The organism is Anaerorudis cellulosivorans, from assembly GCF_025943985.1.
In the GTDB taxonomy this organism is placed as follows: Bacteria; Bacteroidota; Bacteroidia; order Bacteroidales; family Dysgonomonadaceae; genus Anaerorudis; species Anaerorudis cellulosivorans.
On sequence record NZ_JAPCWE010000010.1, the window covers coordinates 94,851 to 116,542 of the forward strand.

Annotated in this window: 13 protein-coding genes; all 13 read left to right on the forward strand. The window is 41.1% G+C overall.

The window, feature by feature from the left end:
* The first annotated feature begins 78 nt into the window (after nt 1-78).
* The 13 genes from OLM34_RS07200 (at nt 79) to OLM34_RS07260 (ending at nt 21,537) form a co-directional block, all read left to right on the forward strand.
* Complete coding sequence (locus OLM34_RS07200) at nt 79-3,588, forward strand: TonB-dependent receptor (protein ID WP_264406251.1); 3,510 nt, start codon at nt 79-81, stop codon at nt 3,586-3,588.
* 18 nt (nt 3,589-3,606) lie between these two features.
* Complete coding sequence (locus OLM34_RS07205; protein WP_264406253.1) at nt 3,607-5,139, forward strand: RagB/SusD family nutrient uptake outer membrane protein; 1,533 nt, start codon at nt 3,607-3,609, stop codon at nt 5,137-5,139.
* A gap of 224 nt (nt 5,140-5,363) precedes the next feature.
* The gene (locus tag OLM34_RS07210) at nt 5,364-6,692 is read left to right on the forward strand and encodes a Gfo/Idh/MocA family oxidoreductase (protein WP_264406254.1); all 1,329 of its coding nucleotides are present in this window, start codon (nt 5,364-5,366) and stop codon (nt 6,690-6,692) included.
* Between the two features lie 37 nt (nt 6,693-6,729).
* Nucleotides 6,730-7,575 carry a sugar phosphate isomerase/epimerase family protein gene (locus tag OLM34_RS07215; protein ID WP_264406255.1) on the forward strand — a complete coding sequence of 282 codons (846 nt, stop codon included), beginning with the start codon at nt 6,730-6,732 and terminating at the stop codon, nt 7,573-7,575.
* A gap of 93 nt (nt 7,576-7,668) precedes the next feature.
* On the forward strand, nt 7,669-9,345 hold the full coding sequence (locus tag OLM34_RS07220; protein ID WP_264406257.1) for a glucosidase family protein: 1,677 nt from the start codon (nt 7,669-7,671) through the stop codon (nt 9,343-9,345).
* 301 nt (nt 9,346-9,646) lie between these two features.
* A complete protein-coding gene (locus OLM34_RS07225; protein ID WP_264406258.1) occupies nt 9,647-11,065 on the forward strand; it encodes a sulfatase in 1,419 nt (472 codons plus the stop codon).
* A gap of 13 nt (nt 11,066-11,078) precedes the next feature.
* Nucleotides 11,079-12,518: an arylsulfatase gene (locus OLM34_RS07230; protein WP_264406259.1), complete on the forward strand. Its 1,440-nt coding sequence runs from the start codon at nt 11,079-11,081 to the stop codon at nt 12,516-12,518.
* A gap of 14 nt (nt 12,519-12,532) precedes the next feature.
* Complete coding sequence (locus OLM34_RS07235) at nt 12,533-13,531, forward strand: glycoside hydrolase family 26 protein (protein ID WP_264406260.1); 999 nt, start codon at nt 12,533-12,535, stop codon at nt 13,529-13,531.
* Nucleotides 13,532-13,555: 24 nt separating this feature from the next.
* Nucleotides 13,556-15,676 carry a family 78 glycoside hydrolase catalytic domain gene (locus OLM34_RS07240; RefSeq protein ID WP_264406262.1) on the forward strand — a complete coding sequence of 707 codons (2,121 nt, stop codon included), beginning with the start codon at nt 13,556-13,558 and terminating at the stop codon, nt 15,674-15,676.
* Nucleotides 15,670-15,924: an alpha-L-rhamnosidase C-terminal domain-containing protein gene (locus tag OLM34_RS07245; protein ID WP_264406263.1), complete on the forward strand. Its 255-nt coding sequence runs from the start codon at nt 15,670-15,672 to the stop codon at nt 15,922-15,924. Before OLM34_RS07240 ends, OLM34_RS07245 begins: the two co-directional genes overlap by 7 nt.
* A 47-nt stretch (nt 15,925-15,971) precedes the next feature.
* The gene (locus OLM34_RS07250; protein ID WP_264406264.1) at nt 15,972-17,678 is read left to right on the forward strand and encodes a sulfatase-like hydrolase/transferase; all 1,707 of its coding nucleotides are present in this window, start codon (nt 15,972-15,974) and stop codon (nt 17,676-17,678) included.
* 158 nt (nt 17,679-17,836) lie between these two features.
* Nucleotides 17,837-19,243: an apiosidase-like domain-containing protein gene (locus tag OLM34_RS07255; RefSeq protein WP_264406265.1), complete on the forward strand. Its 1,407-nt coding sequence runs from the start codon at nt 17,837-17,839 to the stop codon at nt 19,241-19,243.
* A 50-nt stretch (nt 19,244-19,293) separates the two neighbouring features.
* Nucleotides 19,294-21,537, forward strand: a complete 2,244-nt coding sequence (locus OLM34_RS07260) for a beta-galactosidase (RefSeq protein ID WP_264406266.1) — start codon at nt 19,294-19,296, stop codon at nt 21,535-21,537.
* Nucleotides 21,538-21,692 lie beyond the last annotated feature (155 nt).

The window sequence follows — 21,692 nt, forward strand, 5'->3', positions numbered from 1 at the left end:
CAGCCGTTTCGTTGGTAAACAAATTGTCATTTGTGCTTAACCTGAATGAAATGCTGCAAAAATCAACGTTACAAAGGTATGAAAAAAAACGAGAAAAAGAAGGGAGAACACATTTTTTCTCCCGTATGTAAAGTACTGCTGGCTTTTATACTCATCAGTGGGGTGGGAATTATATGCAGTAATGCAGATGAGAGTCATGCGCAGGAGACAAGATTAACTTTTTCGGTGAAAAACACAACCCTGAAAGGTGTCTTTGACCGTATCGAGAAAAGCACGGGTTTTTCGTTCATGTACGAAAACAATGTGATTGATGTGAATTCGAAAGTCGATTTCGAAGCGAAAAACGAAAGCATTGAAAGTATTCTGGATCGCTTGTTGAGTGATGAAGTTTCGTATCGCATAGTCGGTAAACACATTCTGTTATTCCGTAGCGAAAAACAACCGGCAGAGAAAGCGTCGGCTGTCGTAGACGTTCAGCAGCAGCAGCGCACCGTTACCGGTAAAGTAACCGACTCAAAAGGGGACCCCTTGCCGGGTACAACCGTAATGGTTAAGGGTACTACAATCGGTACAATAACGGATGCAGACGGCAACTATTCATTAAGTAACGTTCCAGAGGACGCCACATTGGTCTTCTCCTTTGTCGGGATGGAAACCCAAGAGATTAACATCGGCAACCGCACCAGAATCGATGTTACCTTGCAGGAAGAAGCAGTAGCATTAGAGGAAGTTGTAGCTATCGGGTATGGTACTCGTTTAAAAAAGGATTTAACAGGAGCAGTATCCCAAATTAGTTCAGAAGAAATCATTAAACAGAATGCTATAACACCCGAATTGGCCATGCAGGGAAGAATACCGGGTGTTTATATCAGCAATCCGGGGAGCAATCCGACAGCTCGTCCGACAGTTAGCATCAGGGGAGTAAGTACACTCGGATATAACGATCCATTGTATGTGATTGATGGGGTACCCATGTCAGAAGGGTACGCTTCAGCAGGTGATGCACGTGCACAGGACATCAGAAGTCCGATAAATGTACTTTCCATGATTAACCCAAACGACATCGAGTCTATCTCGGTGTTAAAAGACGCGTCTGCAACTGCTATCTATGGTGTTAGAGCATCTAATGGGGTTATTTTGATCACCACCAAGCGAGGGAAAGAGGGTAAGCCTCGTGTTGAAATGAGTGCCCGTTACGGTATTCAGAATAATTTTAAACGTTACGATATGGCTTCTATCCAGGAATATGTGGATTGGAGCCTTGAAGCTGCAGAAGCTAATCCTGCCTATGTGCCTGAATGGCATTATACCCTTTTTGATGAAACTTCACCCAATTATCTGGGAAACAGCCGCGATTATACAGAAGATTGGGTGAAAGCTGCCCTGGTGGAGAATGCGCCCGTTCAGGATTACAATATTTCCGTTTCCGGGGGAAATCAAACTTCTACCTATGCTGTCGGTGCCGGTTATTCCAATCAGCAGAATGCTTTTTTTAGAGATGAATTTGACCGTTATAACCTATTTGCCAATTCCGATCATCAATTGACGAAATGGTTGAAAATCGGAGAATCTTATCGATTTGTTTATACTCAAACTGATATGGATGGAGGAGCTGATTTGACGACGGCTTTTCGTGCTCCATGGCAGCCCATTTATGATCCTGAAGGTCCTTATGGTTATGCTCCAACGGGTAGAACAATTGATGGCGTTTTCCGATCATATGGTTATGGCATGGCAACCCGAAGCCATTTTCTTGCCCGTGCCGAATTGATGACCACCAAATTTGATCTTATGCGAAATTTAGGTAGTGTTTATGCTGAAATAAGCCCTTTTGATGGATTACGTATAAAAGGAACGGTAAGTTTCGATTACTACACGAACATTAAGGAAAATTACTATGAAATGGATAGGGGGCTTTTTGAAAATGATAGGGGTATCCCTTATCCGGAATCGACCGGAAACTTTTATAGCAGGAGAGTACTTGATAACATCAATATCGTAAAAGAGTTTTTGGTGGGTTACAACAACAGTTTCGGGAAGCATAATGTGGATTTCATATTCAATGTTATGGACCAACGGGTAAAATGGAATTTTACTCAAATGAGTATAGATAAAGAATCGCCGATAACCAGTTGGGATCAGAGACGAATAGAAGAAGGATGGGATCCTGAAAACAAAGGGGCACTTTACGAACGTAATCGTTCAGGACTTCAAGGATATATGGGTCGTTTAAGCTATAATTTCAACAGCAAGTATTATTTGGATGTTACCGTAAGGCGTGATGGATCTTCGAAATTTGGACCTGGTTATAAATGGGGTACTTTTCCTTCTTTTGCCGGAGCATGGCGCATTTCTTCCGAACCGTTTATGGAAAACCTGGAATGGCTTGACGATTTAAAAATTCGCGTCGGATGGGGTGAAACCGGAAATCAGGAAACACGAGACTATGCATTTCTCTCATTGGTTAATATGAACCCGAAAGCGGCTTTCGGAAGTAGTGGAAAACCTGGTGAAGGCATAATTTATCCTGCAGCGGCACTGGGTGATTTTCCCGTTAAGGATTTGAGTTGGGAAACGGTAACTACGACCAATGTCGGTTTTGATGCTGTTATGTTGGGGAATAGGCTAACTTTTACTGCCGAGTATTACAATCGTTTTACCGACGGTATTCTCCAAACTATTAGTATCCCACGGCTTATCGGTGTTCTCAACAGTCCGGTAGTCAATCTTGCCCAGGTTGAAAACAAAGGATTCGAATTTCAAGCGTCCTATACCGACAAAGTTGGTGAATTGGGGTATTCTGTATCGGCGAACCTTACTACTGTTAAAAATACCGTAAAAAAACTTTACGAGGGGCAACCGGTGACAAATGGCAATGTGCGCATTGAAGAAGGATATTCCATGAATTATATTTATGGTTATAAAACTGACGGTTTATTTCAAACAGAACAGGAAGTAGCGAATTATCAGTCCAAGATTAAAGATCCCGGCCGAGATGCACAAAAAGCACCGGGAGATGTGATTTTTGTCGATCTTTATGGTGCACCGACAGAGGATGACCCGGAGATAGCATTTAAAAGTTATAAACCCGACGGACAAATTGACAGCTACGATCAAACGTACTTGGGAAAAACGATTCCCGGTTTTTATTATGGTGTCGGTTTCGATTTAAGTTATAAAAACTTGGACGCTACTTTAAATTTTGCAGGAGTGGGTGATGTTCAAAAAATCAATACGCTAGGTAAACAAAGTATTGGTGGTTTCGGAGAAAATTTTTTGGCTGTCTATCATGACAGGTGGACGCCTGAAAATACTTCCACTTCGATTCCGCGAGCAGTACAGAATGATCCTTCTGGGAATAACAGAATATCGGACCGTCATGTTGAAAGTGGGGCTTTTCTTCGTTTTCAGAATTTCCAGATAGGTTATAATTTTAGAGGGAAAATACTTAACGCGTTAGGTTTAAGTAATTTGCGCTGTTATTTGGCCGGGAATAATCTTTTTGTTATCTCGCCTTATGATGACCTTGATCCGGAAAATATTACCACTCCAGTTACTTTTAGTATTGGTGTCAATTTAAGCTTTTAATTTCAAAATAGAACAAAAATGAAAAATAGGAAAGTATTATATTATATTTTGCTTATCTTTACTTTGACTCAATATTCGTGTAGTGAAGATACGGTTAATCTTTTACCTGTTGGGGATACGGAAGCTACCTATTTCCAAAATGAATCTCAAATGGATGCAGGTATAATGGGTATTTATCAAAAGCTGGGTTTCTTTTACAGGTTCGGAGGAAGTCAAAACGGCAATACGGCTCCGGTTTGGCATTTACCAAGTGATGATTTGACGACCCCTTCAACTAATGCTCTTGAAAATTTTTCAGGGCTTAATGGAAGCAATTGGCAGGTGACATTGTTCTATACGTATGCATACCAGTTGATTAACAGGGCTAATTACATGCTCGAAAAAATTGAAGAAAATGCTGATTTTGCTTACAAAAAACAGCCTGAACTGAAGAATCATCACAAGGGAGAAGCCCTTTTCCTGCGAGCTTATATGTATCTGCAGCTTTGGAATGTTTTTGGAACAGCTCCCTTGGTTACCACAAGAATTACCGAAATCTCCGATGGGTATCTTCCCAATTCGGAAGAAACGGAATTGCTGGATCAGGCGATCGTGGATCTTGCAGAAGCTGCACAATTGCTTCCTGACAGTTGGTCCCCAGAGATGAAGGGACGGGTAACCAAAAATTCGGCACGCGGATTACGTGGAAAATGTTTGGTATTCAGAGGAAGTGTGAATAAAACTACTGAAGATTTTACAAAGGCAATTTCTGATTTCAATGCAATTCAGAGTATTAGTCTCACTCCGAAATACAGCCAGAATTTTGATGTAAATTTTGAAAATAATCTAGAGTCACTTTTTGAGTACCAGGCAAACAGTAGTCCTAGTGATGTTAATCCGTTTTTGGATAATGACAATTTTGCAGTTATCGGTGAAATAGGGGCCTATTATGGTTATTTTTCCCAGAAACCTTCATGGATCGGAAATTCTTATTACACTGCAACAGCTTCCATTAAAAATGCTTACGAAGAAGGTGATTTCAGAAGAACCTATAATATGGATTTAACTTCGGGTGTGAATCTGAATGTTAAAAAATATATTCGAAATACAGCCTATGCAACAGGATGGGGTGGTCAGGATTATGAGCTTAGTGTGAATAATCCGAGAATCTTGCGGTATGCCGATGTTTTGCTTCTTAAGGCGGAAGCTATTGTTCGTTCCAATGCGAATTTATCGGAAGCCATAGGTTTGATTAATCAAATTCGGGAGCGTGCCCGTAATTCAGGGGATGAATATTCCGATGTTCCGGCAGATCGAAATGTAAACGAAACTGAGAGACAGAAAGTACTGGAATGGATTTTTGAAGAACGCCGTCTCGAATTGGCTTTTGAGGAAGGTCATCGTTGGTGGGATTTGCGCCGCCGACATATCGCCGGAGAAATAGATCTTAAAAATTTGGATTTCCATTCGCTTGATCCCAATTTCAGGTTTGAGGACTATAATGTGAATTTCCCGTTGCCTGAGCAGGAAGTGGTGGAAAATCCGAATATGAATCAAAATGAAGGTTATTGATTCTTCGCTTAATGATCTTAATGATAAAGAGATCCTCTCGAATGAGGGGCTCTTTATCATTAATTTTTTTGAATTTATTCTTTATCTGTAAAAGATTAAGATGAAGATATTTAGGTGACGGACGATTACAGAGATGATGTTCGTCTACCGCATCCTATTTTGAACGTTGTGTTCTCCATTGAATTCTATGAATCTAATTTTACCCATTTAAATTTCAGTAAAAAATGAATCTAACACGAAGAAGTTTTATTAAAAAATCGACCATGGCTGCTTCGGCGATGGGGACAATTACAATTCTTCCTCGACGCGTATGGTCGGCTTCCGTTGCCCCATCGGATAAAGTGAACGTGGCATTGATAGGATGTAACAATATGGGTTTCGGCATTTTGGGACATCACCTCGATACCCAAATGGTAAATTGTGTTGCTCTTTGCGATGTAGATAAAAATGTGCTGAACGCTAAGGCTCAAGAAGTGAAAAATCGTTATGGCCAACAGCCTGTTTTATATGGCGATTATCGACAAGTTCTCGAGCGAAATGATGTGGATGCCGTGATCATCGGCACTCCAGATCATTGGCATTGTTTGATAATGGTTGACGCTTGTCAGGCAGGAAAGGATGTGTATGTAGAAAAACCGATGGCCAATACTATCGGCGAGTGCAATATTATGGTGAAAGCCGCAAAAAAGTACCAACGTGTGGTGCAGGTAGGTCAGCAACAGCGTGACAGTAAAGTTTTTAAGGACGTAATGAATCTGATAAAAAGTGGTGAAATAGGGAAGTTGCGCAAGGTGAACATTTGGGCTAATTTTAATTATGGGTTGGGAGCCATTCCTCGACCTGACAGCGAGGTACCGCCGGGGGTGGATTATGATATGTGGCTTGGACCGGCTCCAAAACGGCAGTTTAATCCCAACCGTTTTCATGGAAGTTGGAGACATTTTTGGGATTATGGAGGAGGGCTAATGTCCGATTGGGGAGTACATCTTATTGATATGGGTCTTTGGATAACTGATCTGGTCGAAGGACCCGAAAAAGTAATCACTTATGCTGCGAATCTTTGCCCCAAAACCATGCATCGTGATACCTTCGACACTATGAACGTTATTTTTCCGAAAAAAGATTATGTCATCACCTGGGATATGACAGCCGGCATTCAGCAAGGACCTTTTGATTCGTCGTATGGCGTACAGTTTATTGGAGATAATGCCACGATTTGTGCCGATCGTCTGAAATACCGTTTATATCCCGAATGGGATGAAGAAAAGAAAACGCCCAAGGCAAAAGCGGTTTCGTATGACAAGGGGAGTGAATCCCATCGCCAGCATGTGGACAATTTTCTGCATTGCGTGAAAAGTCGTGAGACCCCTTCTTGTCCTCCTGAGGTGGGGAGGGCAGCTGCATTGCATGCTCATATTTCGAATATTGCTGGACGTGTAGAACAAACAGTCCTTGAGTGGGATGATGTCAACAATCGGTTTATCAATTGCGAAAGGGCCAATGAATTGATATTTCCCGAGTATCGCAAGCCGTGGCATTTACCCGAAATTTAGAGACAGCAAAAACAAGACAAGACTAAAACAAAAGAGAATGGGAAGTAGGAGGAATTTTATAAAGAAAGGCATGGTGATGGCTACGGGATTATTATTTGCAGACCATGCGATCCCAATGAATTTTGTAAGCAACAGTAAACTTAGAAAGATTGGCTTTATTGCCGGAATTGTCGATAAGGAGATGAAAGCCGATTGGAAGGGAACGTTGAAGAAGGCGGTAGCATTTGGCTTTTCAGAAATAGAAGGAGGCGACGAGTATGCTCCTTCGTCTAAAGAGTTTGTCGATTATTGTAATGAAATCGGTTTAAAACCTGTGGCTTCGGGTATTGATTTTACGGCTACAGCAGATCAACTTCAGGCAGAATTTGACCGCATAAATGTATTAGGAGTAAAGTATGTCGTAATTTACTGGCCATGGCTTACAGGAGGGCCATTTACTTTAGAGGACTGCAAAAAATCGGCCAGGGTGCTCAATGAAGTGGGTGCCCAAGCGAAAGCAAACGGGCTGTCGTTGTTATGGCATAATCATAATTTGGAATTTCATGCCATGGAAAAAGGACTGCCTTTCGATTACTTGATGAAGAATACCGATCCTCAGCTTGTTCAGTGCGAAATGGATATTTATTGGGTAAAAAAAGGAGGAGGAGATCCTCTCCAAGTGTTGAGGAAATATGCCGGGAGAATTTCAGTTTTGCATGTGAAAGACATGGCTCCAGATGGTGATTTTATTTGTCCCGGCAGAGGAATTATCGATTTTGTACCCATTTTCAGAGAAGCTGAAAAGCAGGGGATCAAACACTATATGGTTGAGCGCGATAATGAACCCGAAGGAATAGGCTGTCTGGAGTCGAGTGCGGAATTTTTAAAAAACATTTCTTTCTAAGCGTTTTTAGACGGTTTTGATGCAAAGTATTGACAATCGTTTTTTATTGCCATGTTGTAAAAATTAATTTACCTATTTAAAATTGAAAGAATAATGAAAGCGCTTTTTATCATTTTCATTTTTTGTTTTCAGTTGTTGATGAGCCCAACGATGAAGGCTCAAACCACATTTGGGGAAGGAGCAGGAGAATATCAAGAATTATTTAACCGTATAAAGGAGCGTCTTCTCGATTCCGACGAGTCACGAAAAGTTACGTTGGGAGGTAAAGAACGAAGCCAGTTTGTCCCTTGGATACGAGACAATACCCATGTGGTCAAAGCCATGAAATACTTTGTCTCGGATATAAGCAGTTTTTGGGAACTTTTTATGGAAAGACAAACTAAAGAAGGGCTCTATTACGATTACTATATGCCTATTACAGCACCGGAAAATCACCGGATGAATCTTTTCGATCATCGCTACTGGAAAATTTTTTCCGGTGAAAAGACCCAAATGCATCGGTTGCCGGTGGAAGCCGACTTGGAATATTTGTTGGTAGAAGGTGCTTGGTATATTTGGCAGGCTGAGGGAGATAATGAATACCTGCATCGATGGATGAATAATTTGGAGAAAGGATTGTATTATTCGATGAACGATCCGTTAAGATGGTCGAAAAAATATCAGCTGATTAAACGTGGATATACATTGGATACATGGGACTTTATGCAGCTGCCGACAACGCGTGAAGAATATACAAGGGCAGGAGGTGATGTTCAGGACGGCATTTTTAATATTAATGAGAACACCCCCATGGGAATTATGCATGGCGACAACAGTGGATTATATGCAGCATGCAACCAGTTGTCAAGAATGTATGAATCGATGAATGAACCGGAAAAAGCCGAAATATGGGCTAAGCAAGCCGAGATAATTCGTATTCGAACGAATAAGCTTTGTTGGAACGGAAAATTTTATGTCCATTTTGTTCCCGACGATCCTATGCCATCTTACCTTCACATGGACCAGAAAAATACGTTGAGCCTTTCCAATCCCTATGATATTAATCGTGGTTTGCCTACCCACGATATGGCAGTTTCTATAATTAAAACGTATCAATCGCTGAAAGAGAAAAATGTATTGAACAGTTTTGCCGAATGGTTTGGAATATATCCTCCTGTTGAACCTCATTTTGCCGATTATCAACCGGGCTCTTATATGAACGGTGGAGTGAACACTATTGTTGCAGGAGAATTGGCAAAAGCTGCGTTTCAGCATGGCATGGAAAGTTATGGGGTAGATATTTTAAATCGACTGTTAGATTTAGTTCGAAAGCATCATGGCGACTTGCCGGTTGCATATCGTCCTGACGGTACTGTCGATGCAGGAATACCGGATAATTGGGGACAGGCGGCAGTAATGAGTGCATTAATTGAAGGATTGGCAGGTGTAGTGGATAGGGGTCAATTGTTTCAATCGGTTGAACTTTCACCGCGCTGGTTAGTTGCAGGAAAGGATGATGTTAAAATTACAATTCATTATCCGGCAAGTGATAAAAAGGTCAACTATCACTATCTACAAAAGAAAAATCAAAACAGAATGCAATTAACTGTGAGCGGTGATCCGTTGAATTATAAAGTAAGATTGTTCTTACCCGTCGGCAAAAGCCCTTCAAAGGTTACCGTGGATAATAAATCGGCATCGATAAAAACTGAAAAGGTAGAATCCAGCACTTATGTTGTTGTTGAACATATCCCTGAAGGGGAACATGTCATAATGGTTGAGTACAAATAAGCGTTACGAGGTGAACCGTTCGAAAGTAGTTTGTCAATTGTGGCAAGTCTCTACTTCCGGGAGGTGGTATTTTGGGTTTACATACCAAGAACGGTGGAAAAAGAGTTATTCATCTACGGAATGGAAAAACAGTGGAATTAAATATGCCTCCTCAAAACACTATAATCCTTGATAATGAAACTGGCAATATTTTGTTGCAGTAAATATTATTTTTTTAAACGTAAACAAAATGAAAAATCAGTATAAAGTTGGAATATTACTTATTGGAACATGTTTTTTAATTTGATGATTTATTTTGAAAATGGGACAAACAAAAGTGTTATTTTTTACTGTTGGTTTTTTTGTGGGATTTTCCAATCTTGCTGATGCCCAATTTGCTGAAACACCGCCCAATATTGTTTTTATACTTACTGACGATTTGGGATGGACTGACCTGAGATGTTACGGAAATAAGTTTAACGAAACTCCTCACATCGACAAATTGGCAGAGAGAGGCATCTGTTTCACGCAAGCTTATGCAGCCTGTCCGGTTTGCTCACCCACGCGGGCTTCCATTTTAACCGGAAAGTATCCGGCCCGGCTTCATCTTACAAATTTCCTAATAGGTAACCGTACTGACCCGGAATCTCCTGTTTTACCTCCTTCCGGCTGGAAAACCATGCTGGATGCCCGGGAAGTTACGCTTCCCGAATTGTTGAAAACCAAAGGCTACACTTCGGCCATGGTGGGAAAATGGCACCTGGGCAACCATGATTCTGTAACTTCGTGGAATCAGGGATTTGATTTTACACGGATGATTGGCAAAAACGGCCTCGATTATTACAACTATTCTATTTTTATCGATTCGTATCAGAATGAATTTATCGATGACGGCACAAATTACCTGACAGATAAACTCACGGAATACGGGGTGGAATTTATACGAAAAAATAAAGATCAACCTTTTTTTCTTTATATGGCATATTCTGCTCCCCATGTATTTATTGTTCCACGAGGTGATAAAATGCGTAAATATTTTTTCAAATACGAACAATCGAAACCCGAAAAATTTAATCCCTATTACGCAGCCATGGTTGAAAGTATTGACGACGGAGTGGGTCGAATCATGAAAACACTGGAGGAAAATGGTTTGCTTGGAAATACGCTTGTGATTTTTACCTCCGATAACGGAGGTCTGGGCATTGATGAATTGGGCCCGACACCCACCAACCTGGCGCCTTTGCGAAAATGGAAAGGCCACATCTACGAAGGCGGAACACGTGTGCCGGCCATTTTTAGCTGGCCCGGGAAACTTCAGGCCGGGAAGGTTTCAGAAAATTATTTCAGCAGTATCGACTACCTACCCACATTTTGCGAACTGACGGGGATTTCTGATATTCCTGAAAATGTGGATGGGAAAAGCATCGTGCCGCTTTTATTAAAGCCTGAAAAAAAGGAGGATTACGAAAGACCGCTTTTTTGGCACTACCCGCATTTCTCAAACCAGTTGGGCCGCCCGGCCGGATCGGTACGGATGGGTGATTTCAAACTGGTAGAATTGTATGAAACCGGTACACTTGAATTGTACAACCTGAAAGAGGACATTTCGGAATCGAACAATCTTTCTGAAAAAATGAAGGATAAAACAACCGAAATGTATAAATTGCTTGCTGACTGGCGAAAAAGTGTGAATGCTCAAATGCCGGTTCCAAATCCTGATTATCAACCACCAAGTAATTGAGGGAATGGATGATATGAACGAAATTGAAATTCAATTTATAAAAAGCCTGGGTACGGCAGTTATAACAGGTGTAACATTTCTTTCTGTTTCGTCGTGTAACGAAAAGCAGGAAAAAACGCGTCTGCCCAACATCATTTACATCATGGCCGATGACCTCGGGTACAATGATTTGGGCTGTTACGGAGCCCCGCGGATTCAAACGCCCAATATCGACCGGATGGCTGCCGACGGAATCTGCTTTACCCAACACTATGCAGGTACGTCGGTGTGTGCTCCTTCCCGATCGTCGCTGATGACTGGCCAGCACACCGGAAATCCACACGTGAGTGGCAATATGCAGTGGGAACCTTACGGCAAGTTTCCACTTCCAGAAAACACCACTACCGTGGCATTTCTGCTAAAAGAGACTGGTTACAAAACCACTCTGATTGGCAAATGGGGACTCGGGGTTGAAGGCACTTCCGGTGATCCCCTTAAACAGGGTTTTGACTCCTATTACGGATATCTTTGCCAGGTTCTGGCTCACAACCACGCACCTGAATATTTGATGGAAAACGGTGAAAAAGTGTATCTTGACAATAAAGTGGTATGGACCGATACCTCACACTGGACCAAAGGACTGGGAAGTTATTCCATTGAAATCAATCAGTTTTCGCAGGAACTGTTTACCAAAAGGGCATTGAAATTTATAGAAGAAAACCGAAACGATCCGTTTTTCCTCTACTTTTCTGTTATCATTCCACACGATAACGGAGAAGCACCGGAAGGAAAACGGTATTCCGACATCCCGTCATTTGAACCTTATGATGATAAAGACTGGACAGAGAGCGAAAAAGGTTATGCTGCCATGATTACTTATCTTGACAAAGATGTGGAAATAATTCTGGATAAGCTGAAAGAGCTTGGCATTGACGAAAATACTCTGGTGATATTTACCAGCGACAACGGTGGTGATTCTCCCGGTTCGTTTTATACAGAAAGCAACCAGCCGTTTCGTGGGCACAAACGCGATTTGTACGAAGGAGGTATCCGTGTTCCGTTTATTGCCCGCGGGACCGGGAAAATTGAACCCGGCACCCAAACCGGCCATGTATCGGCATTTTGGGATTTCATGCCAACTGTGTGTGAACTGGCAGGCATTGAAATACCTGATATTACCGATGGAATTTCTTACCTGCCAGCCATGTTGGGACAACCTCAGCAAAAGCACGACCATCTTTATTTCGAGTTTCACGAGCAGGGTGGAAAACAAGCTGTAATAAAAGAGAATTGGGAACTTATTCGCTTCGATGTGAAAAATCCGGAGAAAACCCGGGTGGAGTTGTACAACCTTGAAATTGATATCGGCGAGCAAAACAACCTGACAGAGCAGATGCCCGAAAAGGTGGCCGAACTGCTTCCGCTTTTTAGTCAAGATCACACGGAAAGCCCGTGGTTTACATTCATACCTTAAAAAAATAGTTGAAAATGAAAAATTGTTTTTTTATTGAAGTGACAAGATTTTTTAGTGTTGCAGGAATGTTTTTACTGCTGAACTCATCCTGCACGAACCCTCAAATTAAACCGGTTAATCCAAATGCCACAACCGAAGCCCGCGAATTGCTGCTATATCTTTATTCAATAAGCGGTGAAAAAATTCTATCGGGACAACACAATTATCCCCACGAATTGACCCGCTCAACCGATTCCATTGTTGCAATCACGGGAAAAACACCTGTGGTTTGGGGCACCGATCTATCTCACATGAGTGAAGCCCTGTTTGAAGAAGCTCGGCGCCAATATCAGAATGGCTCGATAATTACACTTATGTACCATCAGGTGAAACCGTTTCATCACGACAGTCTTGGATTTTCAAGAAGTGTAAAGGGAATGGTAACCGACGAAGAATGGGAACAAATTGTCACTCCCGGTACCCCTTACCATGTTATGTGGCTGGAAAAAATCGACCAGCGCGCGGAATTTTTGAAGAAGTTCAGGGATGCCGGAATTCCTGTGCTTTGGAGACCTTATCATGAAATGAACGGAATGTGGTTTTGGTATGGGAATCGTCCCGGAGAAAAAGGGATACAGAAATTGTGGAAAATGATGTATGACAGGTATGTAAATTATCATCATCTGAATAATTTGATTTGGGTGTGGAACGCAAATGCACCTCGTGATTGGGAAAATGATGAGGCATATGCATACGAACTTTTTTATCCCGGTAATGAATATGTTGACGTCCTTGCAGCCGATATTTACAAAAATGATTACAAGCAGTCACATCATGATCAGTTGCTGGAGTTGGGAAAAGGAAAAGTTATTGCGCTGGGAGAGGTTGGGGTATTACCTACCCCTGAAATTTTGGGGCAGCAGCCAAAATGGACATGGTTCATGTGCTGGGCTCATTTTCCGTGGACGCACAACACAAAAGAACAAGTTCGGGAATTATATAACAGCCCGCGGGTAATCACAAAAGAAAAATAAAATTTAATCAAAAAAGCAGCATAAATGTTTACACTGATACGAAAAAGCAACGGCAATAAAATCAAAAATTTGTTATCTGTTTTACTGATTTACACTTCGATTTCGGTCTTTGCTCAACCCGACCCATGGATTTCCTACCCAACGGCCAACCAAACTGCTTTCGGCGTTTATCATTTCCGAAAATCGTTCGATTTGGAGAAAGTGCCTGAAAAGCTGATAATCCATGTTTCGGCCGATAACCGCTACAATTTGTTTGTGAACGGGCATCGCGTTTGTTACGGCCCTGCCAAAGGCGATTTGCAAACCTACAAATACGATGTCATCGACATTGCACCTTTCCTGAAACCCGGTGAAAACCTGCTGGCTGCGCTGGTTTACAATGGCGGCAAAGATCGGCCACTGGCTTTTATTACTGTGCAAACTGCTTTTATGCTTCGGACTGAAAACGAAGAATTCAGTTTTTTGAATACCCATAATGGCTGGAAGACATATAAAAACCCGGCTTACAAAGTGATTTCATATGACGAAATGTTATTCAATGAGCGTTGGTTTTATGGTTTTTATGCCTGCGGGGGAGGCGACGAGGTTTTTGCCGAAAAGTATCCGTGGGGCTGGGAAACGACCGGTTTCGACGACAATAACTGGCTGGCTGCTGAATCGTTGGAATTCGACAAACAACCTCCTTGGAATCTTGTTCCACGCAACATTCCTTTTATGGCCGGCCACCTGGTTTATCCTTCCAAAATTAGAAAAATAACCGGTATCGGTATTCCCACCGGAGAATGGAATGGTCAAACTTCATTAATTGTGCCTCCTCATACCAAAGCGGAAATTTTAGTCGATTTTGAAGTCCTGACCATGGGTTATCCCGAACTGACTGTAACCGGAGGTGCAGGCAGCCGAATCCAAATAAAATATGCCGAATCCCTTTATAAAAAAGTAAACCTGAAAGCCCACCGCGATTCGGTGAATAACCTGAATATGTTTGGTGTGTGGGATATTTTTCATCCTGACGGTAAAAAACGGACATTCCGTCCGTTATGGAAGCGCTGTTTCCGGTACGTGCAGTTTAACGTTGAAACCAAAAACGAACCGTTGGATATCAGTTCATACATTCTGGAATATTCAGGTTATCCATATAGGGACATGGCAACTTTCGAAAGTGATAACGAACGTTTGAACAAAATTTTCGAGATTTGCCAACGTACATTGCAAATGTGCTCAGGTGAAACCTATTACGATACGCCATATTATGAGCAACTAAGTTATGGTGGCGATAATCGCCCCATTGCTGCTATTTCAATTTATAATTCTACTGATGACAGGTTGTTGCGTGAAGTGTTGCGCCTGTATCCGCAATCGGAAAACAAAGAAACCGGCTTGTTCAAGTCGGCGTACCCTTCACGTTTCGACTTTGATATGGGAACATGGTCGATGGCCTGGATACAAACCCTTCACGATTACTATTTTATGCGAGGTGATTCGGCTTTCGTGGCGCAGTTTTACGATAAAATTGAAGGAGTTTTAAAGTTTTTTGAACGCCACCTCGATGAGCGTACCGGGTTAATTGGCACAGTGAAAAACCAGAATTTTATCGACTGGAGCATTACCCAAGGGAGTATTCCCAGGCCAAATGAAAAACGGGAAATGCAGCAGTCGGCGCTCCTTACACTTTACTTTGCCCACACCCTCGATTGCACCTCAAAGCTTTACCGGGAAATCAGTCAGGAAGACTGTGCCAGTCACTGGGAACAACTTTCCCATGGAATAAAAGTGGCGGTATATACTAGTTGCTGGGATAGTAAAAAACAACTGTTTAAAGATTATGCCGACCGGGAAATATTTTCGCAGCACACAAACATTATGGCCATTTTATGCGATTTGGTGCCACCTTCCGAACAAGCGGATTTACTGCACCGCATTTTAAATTTTAAAGGTTTCGAAGAGATAGCCAGTCCTATTTTTCCTTTTTCCTGTTTAAAGCGATGGAAAAAACCGAAAACGAACACCTTTTCCTCGATAATCTTGATTTCTGGTATCATTTTCTCGACCGTGGACACACTATCTGTGGCGAAACGGGTTTTGCCTCGCACGACCGCTCCGACTGCCATGCCTGGAGCGCCCACCCGGCTTATTACTTGTTAAGTTCGGTATGTGGTATAAAACCGGCAGACATCGGATTCAATGCCGTTAAAATCAAACCGCATTTGGGCAAACTGGAAGAAGTAAAAGCCGAAATGCCTCATCCAAAAGGACGAATTGAAGTGGAATATAAAAAGGTAAAGAGAGGTTTACGAACAAGGATAATTTTACCTGACGAAATAACCGGAATTTTTGAATGGAATGGGACTATAAAAATACTGAATGGTGGAGAAAATGAATTTACTTTATAACTGAATACTTGGAATTATTTTTCTATGTAACAAAAAATCGTAATCGAATGAAAATAATTACTCACTACTCCTTATTGTTTACCGGTTTGTTTCCTACGCTGCTTTCCTGGAATATGCCTGCAAAAGCACAATCCTTATCCGGGAAGATTAAGGAAAAGAGGCCGAATATCTTGTGGATATCGACGGAAGATCTCAGTCCGCATTTGGGTTGTTATGGCGACAAAATTGCACAAACTCCCCATTTAGACAGGTTAGCAGAACAGGGTATGCGTTTTACCCGTGTTTTTACGACGGCAGCTATCAGTGCACCCTGTCGTGCGGGAATTATAACGGGGATGTATCAAACCTCTATTGGATGCATGCATATGCGTACCACGAGTTACCGTCGTTCGGTGGAAAATCCTCTTGCCTTTACGGCTGTTCCTCCACATTATGTCAAGGCGTTTACCGAGTATTTGCGTACAGCCGGTTATTATTGCACCAACAACAGCAAGACCGATTATCAGTTTGCCACAGACCCTGTTCCCGAAAGCATCTGGGATGAATGCAGTAAAACGGCCCATTACAAAAACAGACCCGACAAAAATCAACCTTTTTTTGCCGTTTTCAATTATACGGGAACACATGAAAGTCAAAACTGGGATATCGATCGGGTAAAGACCGATCCGGCTAAAGTGAAGGTTCCACCTTATTATCCCGATACGGAAATCGTACGTCGTAATATAGCAAAGATGTACGATAACGTTGCCCGTCTGGATTCGGTGGTAGGAGTGCTTTTGGCGGAATTGGGAAAGGAGGGATTGGCAGAAAATACCATTGTTTTTTTCTGGGGAGATCATGGGGACGGACTTCCACGATGCAAACGATGGTTGTACGATTCCGGCCTCAATATTCCCTTGATTATCCGATGGCCGGGTCAACTTACGCCGGGATCGGTGAATGATGAGATGATCAGTTCCATCGATTTTGGTCCTACGGTTCTTTCGTTGGCAGGAGTCGAGATACCAGCCCATATGCAGGGACGTCCTTTTTTGGGCGCACGTGCTGCCCAACCGAGAGAATATGTTTTTGCTGCCCGTGATCGGGTAGACGAGTCGTACGATATGATTCGTTCGGTACGGAGTAAGGATTTTTTGTACATCCGTAATTTTTATCCCAATGAACCGTTTACTATTTGGGTGCCGTATTTGAACAGGATGCCCATTATGCAAGAAGTAATGCGGCTTGATGCCGAAAATAAACTGAATGCCGATCAGAAAAAATGGATGGCTGAGAGACGACCGCCTGAAGAATTGTATGATGTTCAAAAAGATCCTTTTCAGTTGCATAATCTGGCAGAGGATCCGGCATATAAAGACATTCTTTTGCAAATGCGATCTCAATTGGATAAGTGGACAATTGAAACCGGAGATATGGGTCATGTAAACGAATCGGAAATGATCGAACAAATGTGGCCGGGAGGGGAACAACCGGTAACGGATAAGCCCTATTTTATTGTAAATGCGGGGGAGGACAGGGGATCGAAAAATTACCGGACAGGTGGAACGTTTTCGGCGCCGATGACGGTATCTTTTTACTGTCCCACCCAAGGGGCTTCCATTGTCTATACCTTGGAAACGGGAGATAAACCGGCATGGAAGTTATACAACGGACCATTACCTCTATCAAAGGGTACTCATACAATCCGCATAAAGGCTGTTCGTTACGGATACAAAGGGAGTGACGAGGTTACAGGACAATTAGTCGTCAAGTAGATGGTATGCCTTACAAAGCAGTTTTTGTATAAATGGGCGAAGCGAAAATGTACGATAAAAAGTTTCTATCGCATTTGCGTCCAGCCAAAGGTTGTATGTTTTTGACAAGATAGATAATTATTATGGCTATTATGTCCGGCTTTAAAAAATATTCAGTGATGAAATTAAATGCGAATGTTATCATGTACAATTTTTTAGTTAGAATGAAAAGAAGTGAAGTTACAGAATTTTTGAAGATATTTTTATTGTTCTTCTTAACTTTCTTAGTTTTGTTTTCTTGTTCTTCGAATAATTTTACAATAGAACCGGTTTCATTTGAAAAACCATGGGATTCACCATACAGAGTAAGTACAACATATAAACATCAACTTGTTAATGAAAAAGGGAATTTTCTTTATATTCTCAATAAAACGGCTTGGGCATATTTTTTATGTGAATATCCTGATAAAGTTCTTGAAAATGCAAAAAAACATGGTGCAAACGTAATAAGGGTTTGTTTAGAAGGTACTCCTTATGAGGATAATTTGCATTATGATTTATGGCCTTGGGGTGGAACGAGAAATAGTCCCGATTATTCTACTTTTAATTTGCCATATTGGCAACAAGTTGAGGAACGAATAAAATTGGCGGGAGAGCATGGAATTGGATTCGATATGGTGTTATATTTTGATTTAAAGCCAACAATTGATGACTTGGCAATTCAAAAGAAATATTGTGATGTGGTTTTAAAAAGATTATCGAAATATTGCAATATATTGACATGGGAGATAATGAATGAAGAAATATCAAACGAATTATTTCAAGATTCAATTGCCACTTATATCAAAAATAATGATCCATACAAACATCCGATAATTTCTTCCGACGCGACTACTGACGATGCACTTTGGCCACATAAAGAATGGATGGATATGGCAATTGTTCATACATGTACGGGGAACCAACCGGATTATGATTTGGAAAATTGGTATTTAAACATTGCGAAGAATATCCGACAATATGGGAAACCTGCATTTAATAACGAATCCGGTAGAGAAAAAAGACACAAAAATGATGACCCGATTCAAAGGAGAAAACAAGGTTGGTTGTTTTCAAATGCAGGATGTTTTTGGACGTGGCACTCGTTGGATGGTTGTGAGGGAATTAATGATACAACTTATGTTGCGGATGGTTGGCAGTATTTAAAGCCAATGAAAAGTTATTATGAATCTATACCCTTTTGGAAATTGGAACCAAATTATACTGTATGTATTTTAAAAGAAAGCGACTTGATTTTTTCAACCATGTCTTCCCCTGAAAGAGATGTATCCGTAATGTATTGTTGTACAAAACAAACTCATCAGGTGGTTGAAAATGAAAAAGTTTATCTGAGAATAAAAAGAGGTCTATATAAACTAAGGTTTATAAAGCCGGAAAATTTAGAATTAATCGCTCAAACGGAATTTGTGTCGGAAGGGTTAAAAAATCAATATGAAATTAAATTACCAACATTTATGGATGATTTAATTATTGAGATTATTGTTAAAAGGGTCGATGAGAAAACTTTAATTGAAGGAACGTTGTAAGCAGGATAAATATTCTTATTGGAATAAATTAAATTTATTTTTTTAAACAGATGAAAGTTAGATATAAAATTGGGGTAATATTTTTTGTGCTTGGCCTTTTAATTTTTTCTTTTATAAAATGGGAAAGGTCAATTTCATGGAATGATACGAAAGATTGGTTTCCTTTTATGCCTACCAATACGTCTGATGGCGGAATTATAGGAATGCGGTCGTGGCTCGATGCCCCGGCAGGAAAATATGGATTCATCCGAAACGAGGGAGATAAACTTGTTTTTGAAAACGGAAAAGAAATTAAATTATGGGGAACCAATATTTGTAGTCGGTTGCCTTTTGTTGAAGCTGAGAAAGCTGACAGTTTCGCTGATTTTCTTTCAAAGTATGGCATAAATGCCGTACGGTTTCACAAATTTTCGTGGTACGCTTATCACAATAATAAATCTACCGAATTTGACCCTGAAAAATTTGAGCGTTTCGATTATTTTCAGCATGTATTGCGGGAAAAAGGTATTTATTATGGGTGGTCTCATATTTACGGACATAGGGTAATGCCGGGTGACAGTAGCCGTTTGCTGGCTTATTCCGAAATAAAAAATCTCACATATCCGTGGTCACATCTGAACGGTTCTACTTCCTCACTGGTGAATTTTGCTCCTGATCTTCAGCAGCTGAGCATTGATTTGACGGTAAATATGCTTAACCATGTCAATCCTCATACCGGTTTGCGTTACGCCGATGATCCTGCATTAGCTTTTATCGAATTTCAAAATGAAGACAATATTTTTTGGGGGGCCATTGGGCAATCACTTGAACAAGCTCCTACTTATCGGGCTCTTCTTTGTCGACAATTTTCTCAATGGCTGAGAAACAAATATGGAAGCCAAACCAAATTGAAAAAAGCTTGGGGTGCCGAAAACATTCCGGCAGGAGAAACGATTGAAAAAGAAAATATTTTTCCTCAGCCGAATCATGTGTTGTTTAGTCAGGGATATGAGCGTGCTTTAAGGGAGAATCGTCCGATAAATACCCATATTCTCGATAAAATGCAGTTTTTGTATGAGAAGCAGTTGGAATTTTATAAAAAATTTGAAGAAGCCGTTCGTAAAACCGGTTATAAAGGTGTTTTGATCGGTTCATGCTGGCAAGCAGGATCCGGTATATCACATTTCTATAATCTTCATGCCGATTATGAGGTAGGTATGATTGACCGGCATAATTATTTTGGTGGTGGAGAAAGTGGGCATCAAATAGCGGAAGGTTTGGTGAAAAATGATTCCCATCTTTGGCAACCGGGTTCCGGATTGTTAAGTACCGGTTTGCAAGCTGTGGTAGATCGGCCTTTTTCGTTGTCGGAATGGATGAGTTTGGTGCCGAACGAATGGACAGCCGAGGCAGCTCCACTCATCGCCGTTTATGGAATGGGATTGCAAGGGTGGGATGCCTCTTTTTCTTTTGCTACCGATATTCCGCGTTTCTCCGAATATTTACAGTCGGAAAGTCATGGCGTTTATAATGCTACCAGTCCTTTACACATGGGACTTTATCCTGCACTTGCGCGGATGGTTTTCCGCAACGATGTGACAGAGAGTCCCTTGATAGCCACCCGTAACGTGCATATCCCTTCTTTAGCTGAAGGTAAACTCGGTTTTGTGGAAACTGTTAACCAAGGGTATGATGACAAAAGTTTTACGGGAACCGTTGCACCCGAAATGTTGGCGGTAGGTCGTTTCCCTGTTCGTTTCACCGAAAACTATACGGAAACCGCAATTCCCGATATCTCGAAATTTTGGGATATGAAAACAAAAGTTGTCCACTCCCTCACAGGTGAATTAAAATGGGAATACGGAAAAAAGAATTATGTAACTATTAATACCATAGGGACTAAAGGAATTTTAGGTTTTGCTCCTAATGAAAAAATATCATTGGGAAATTGGATTATAGAAACAGAAAACCCTTTTGTTGTTATTTTGATTACTGACCTTTCAGAGAAAGGAGATTTATCCGAAACCGAAAAAGTTTTGGTTTCTGTAGTTGCACGAGCCAGAAACACAGGAATGGAGTACGAATATGTTGGCGATGACACTTTTTTAAAAAGGGTTGGGGATAAGCCGTTGTTGTTAGAACCTGTAAAAGCGACAATTTCAGTAAAGAACATGAAAAATTTTGAAGTGGTAATTTTAGATCATGATGGGAGGTTGACGAATCGTAAAACTCCTGTAAAAAATGGTGTGTTTGAAATTGACGGAAGCCGGGATAAAGCACTGTATTATTTGATTATCAGTAAAAGTTTCCGGTGATTTATTCTTACCGGTAAGGGGGAGGAAGGCATTTTATATATAAAAGCATCAAATTTTATGAAATAGTTTCATGAGTACTTTTGAAAGTAAAAAGGGAATGTATGGACTTTATCTAGAACTTTGATTTTTTATCATGGACTAAAGAAAAAGAAAGG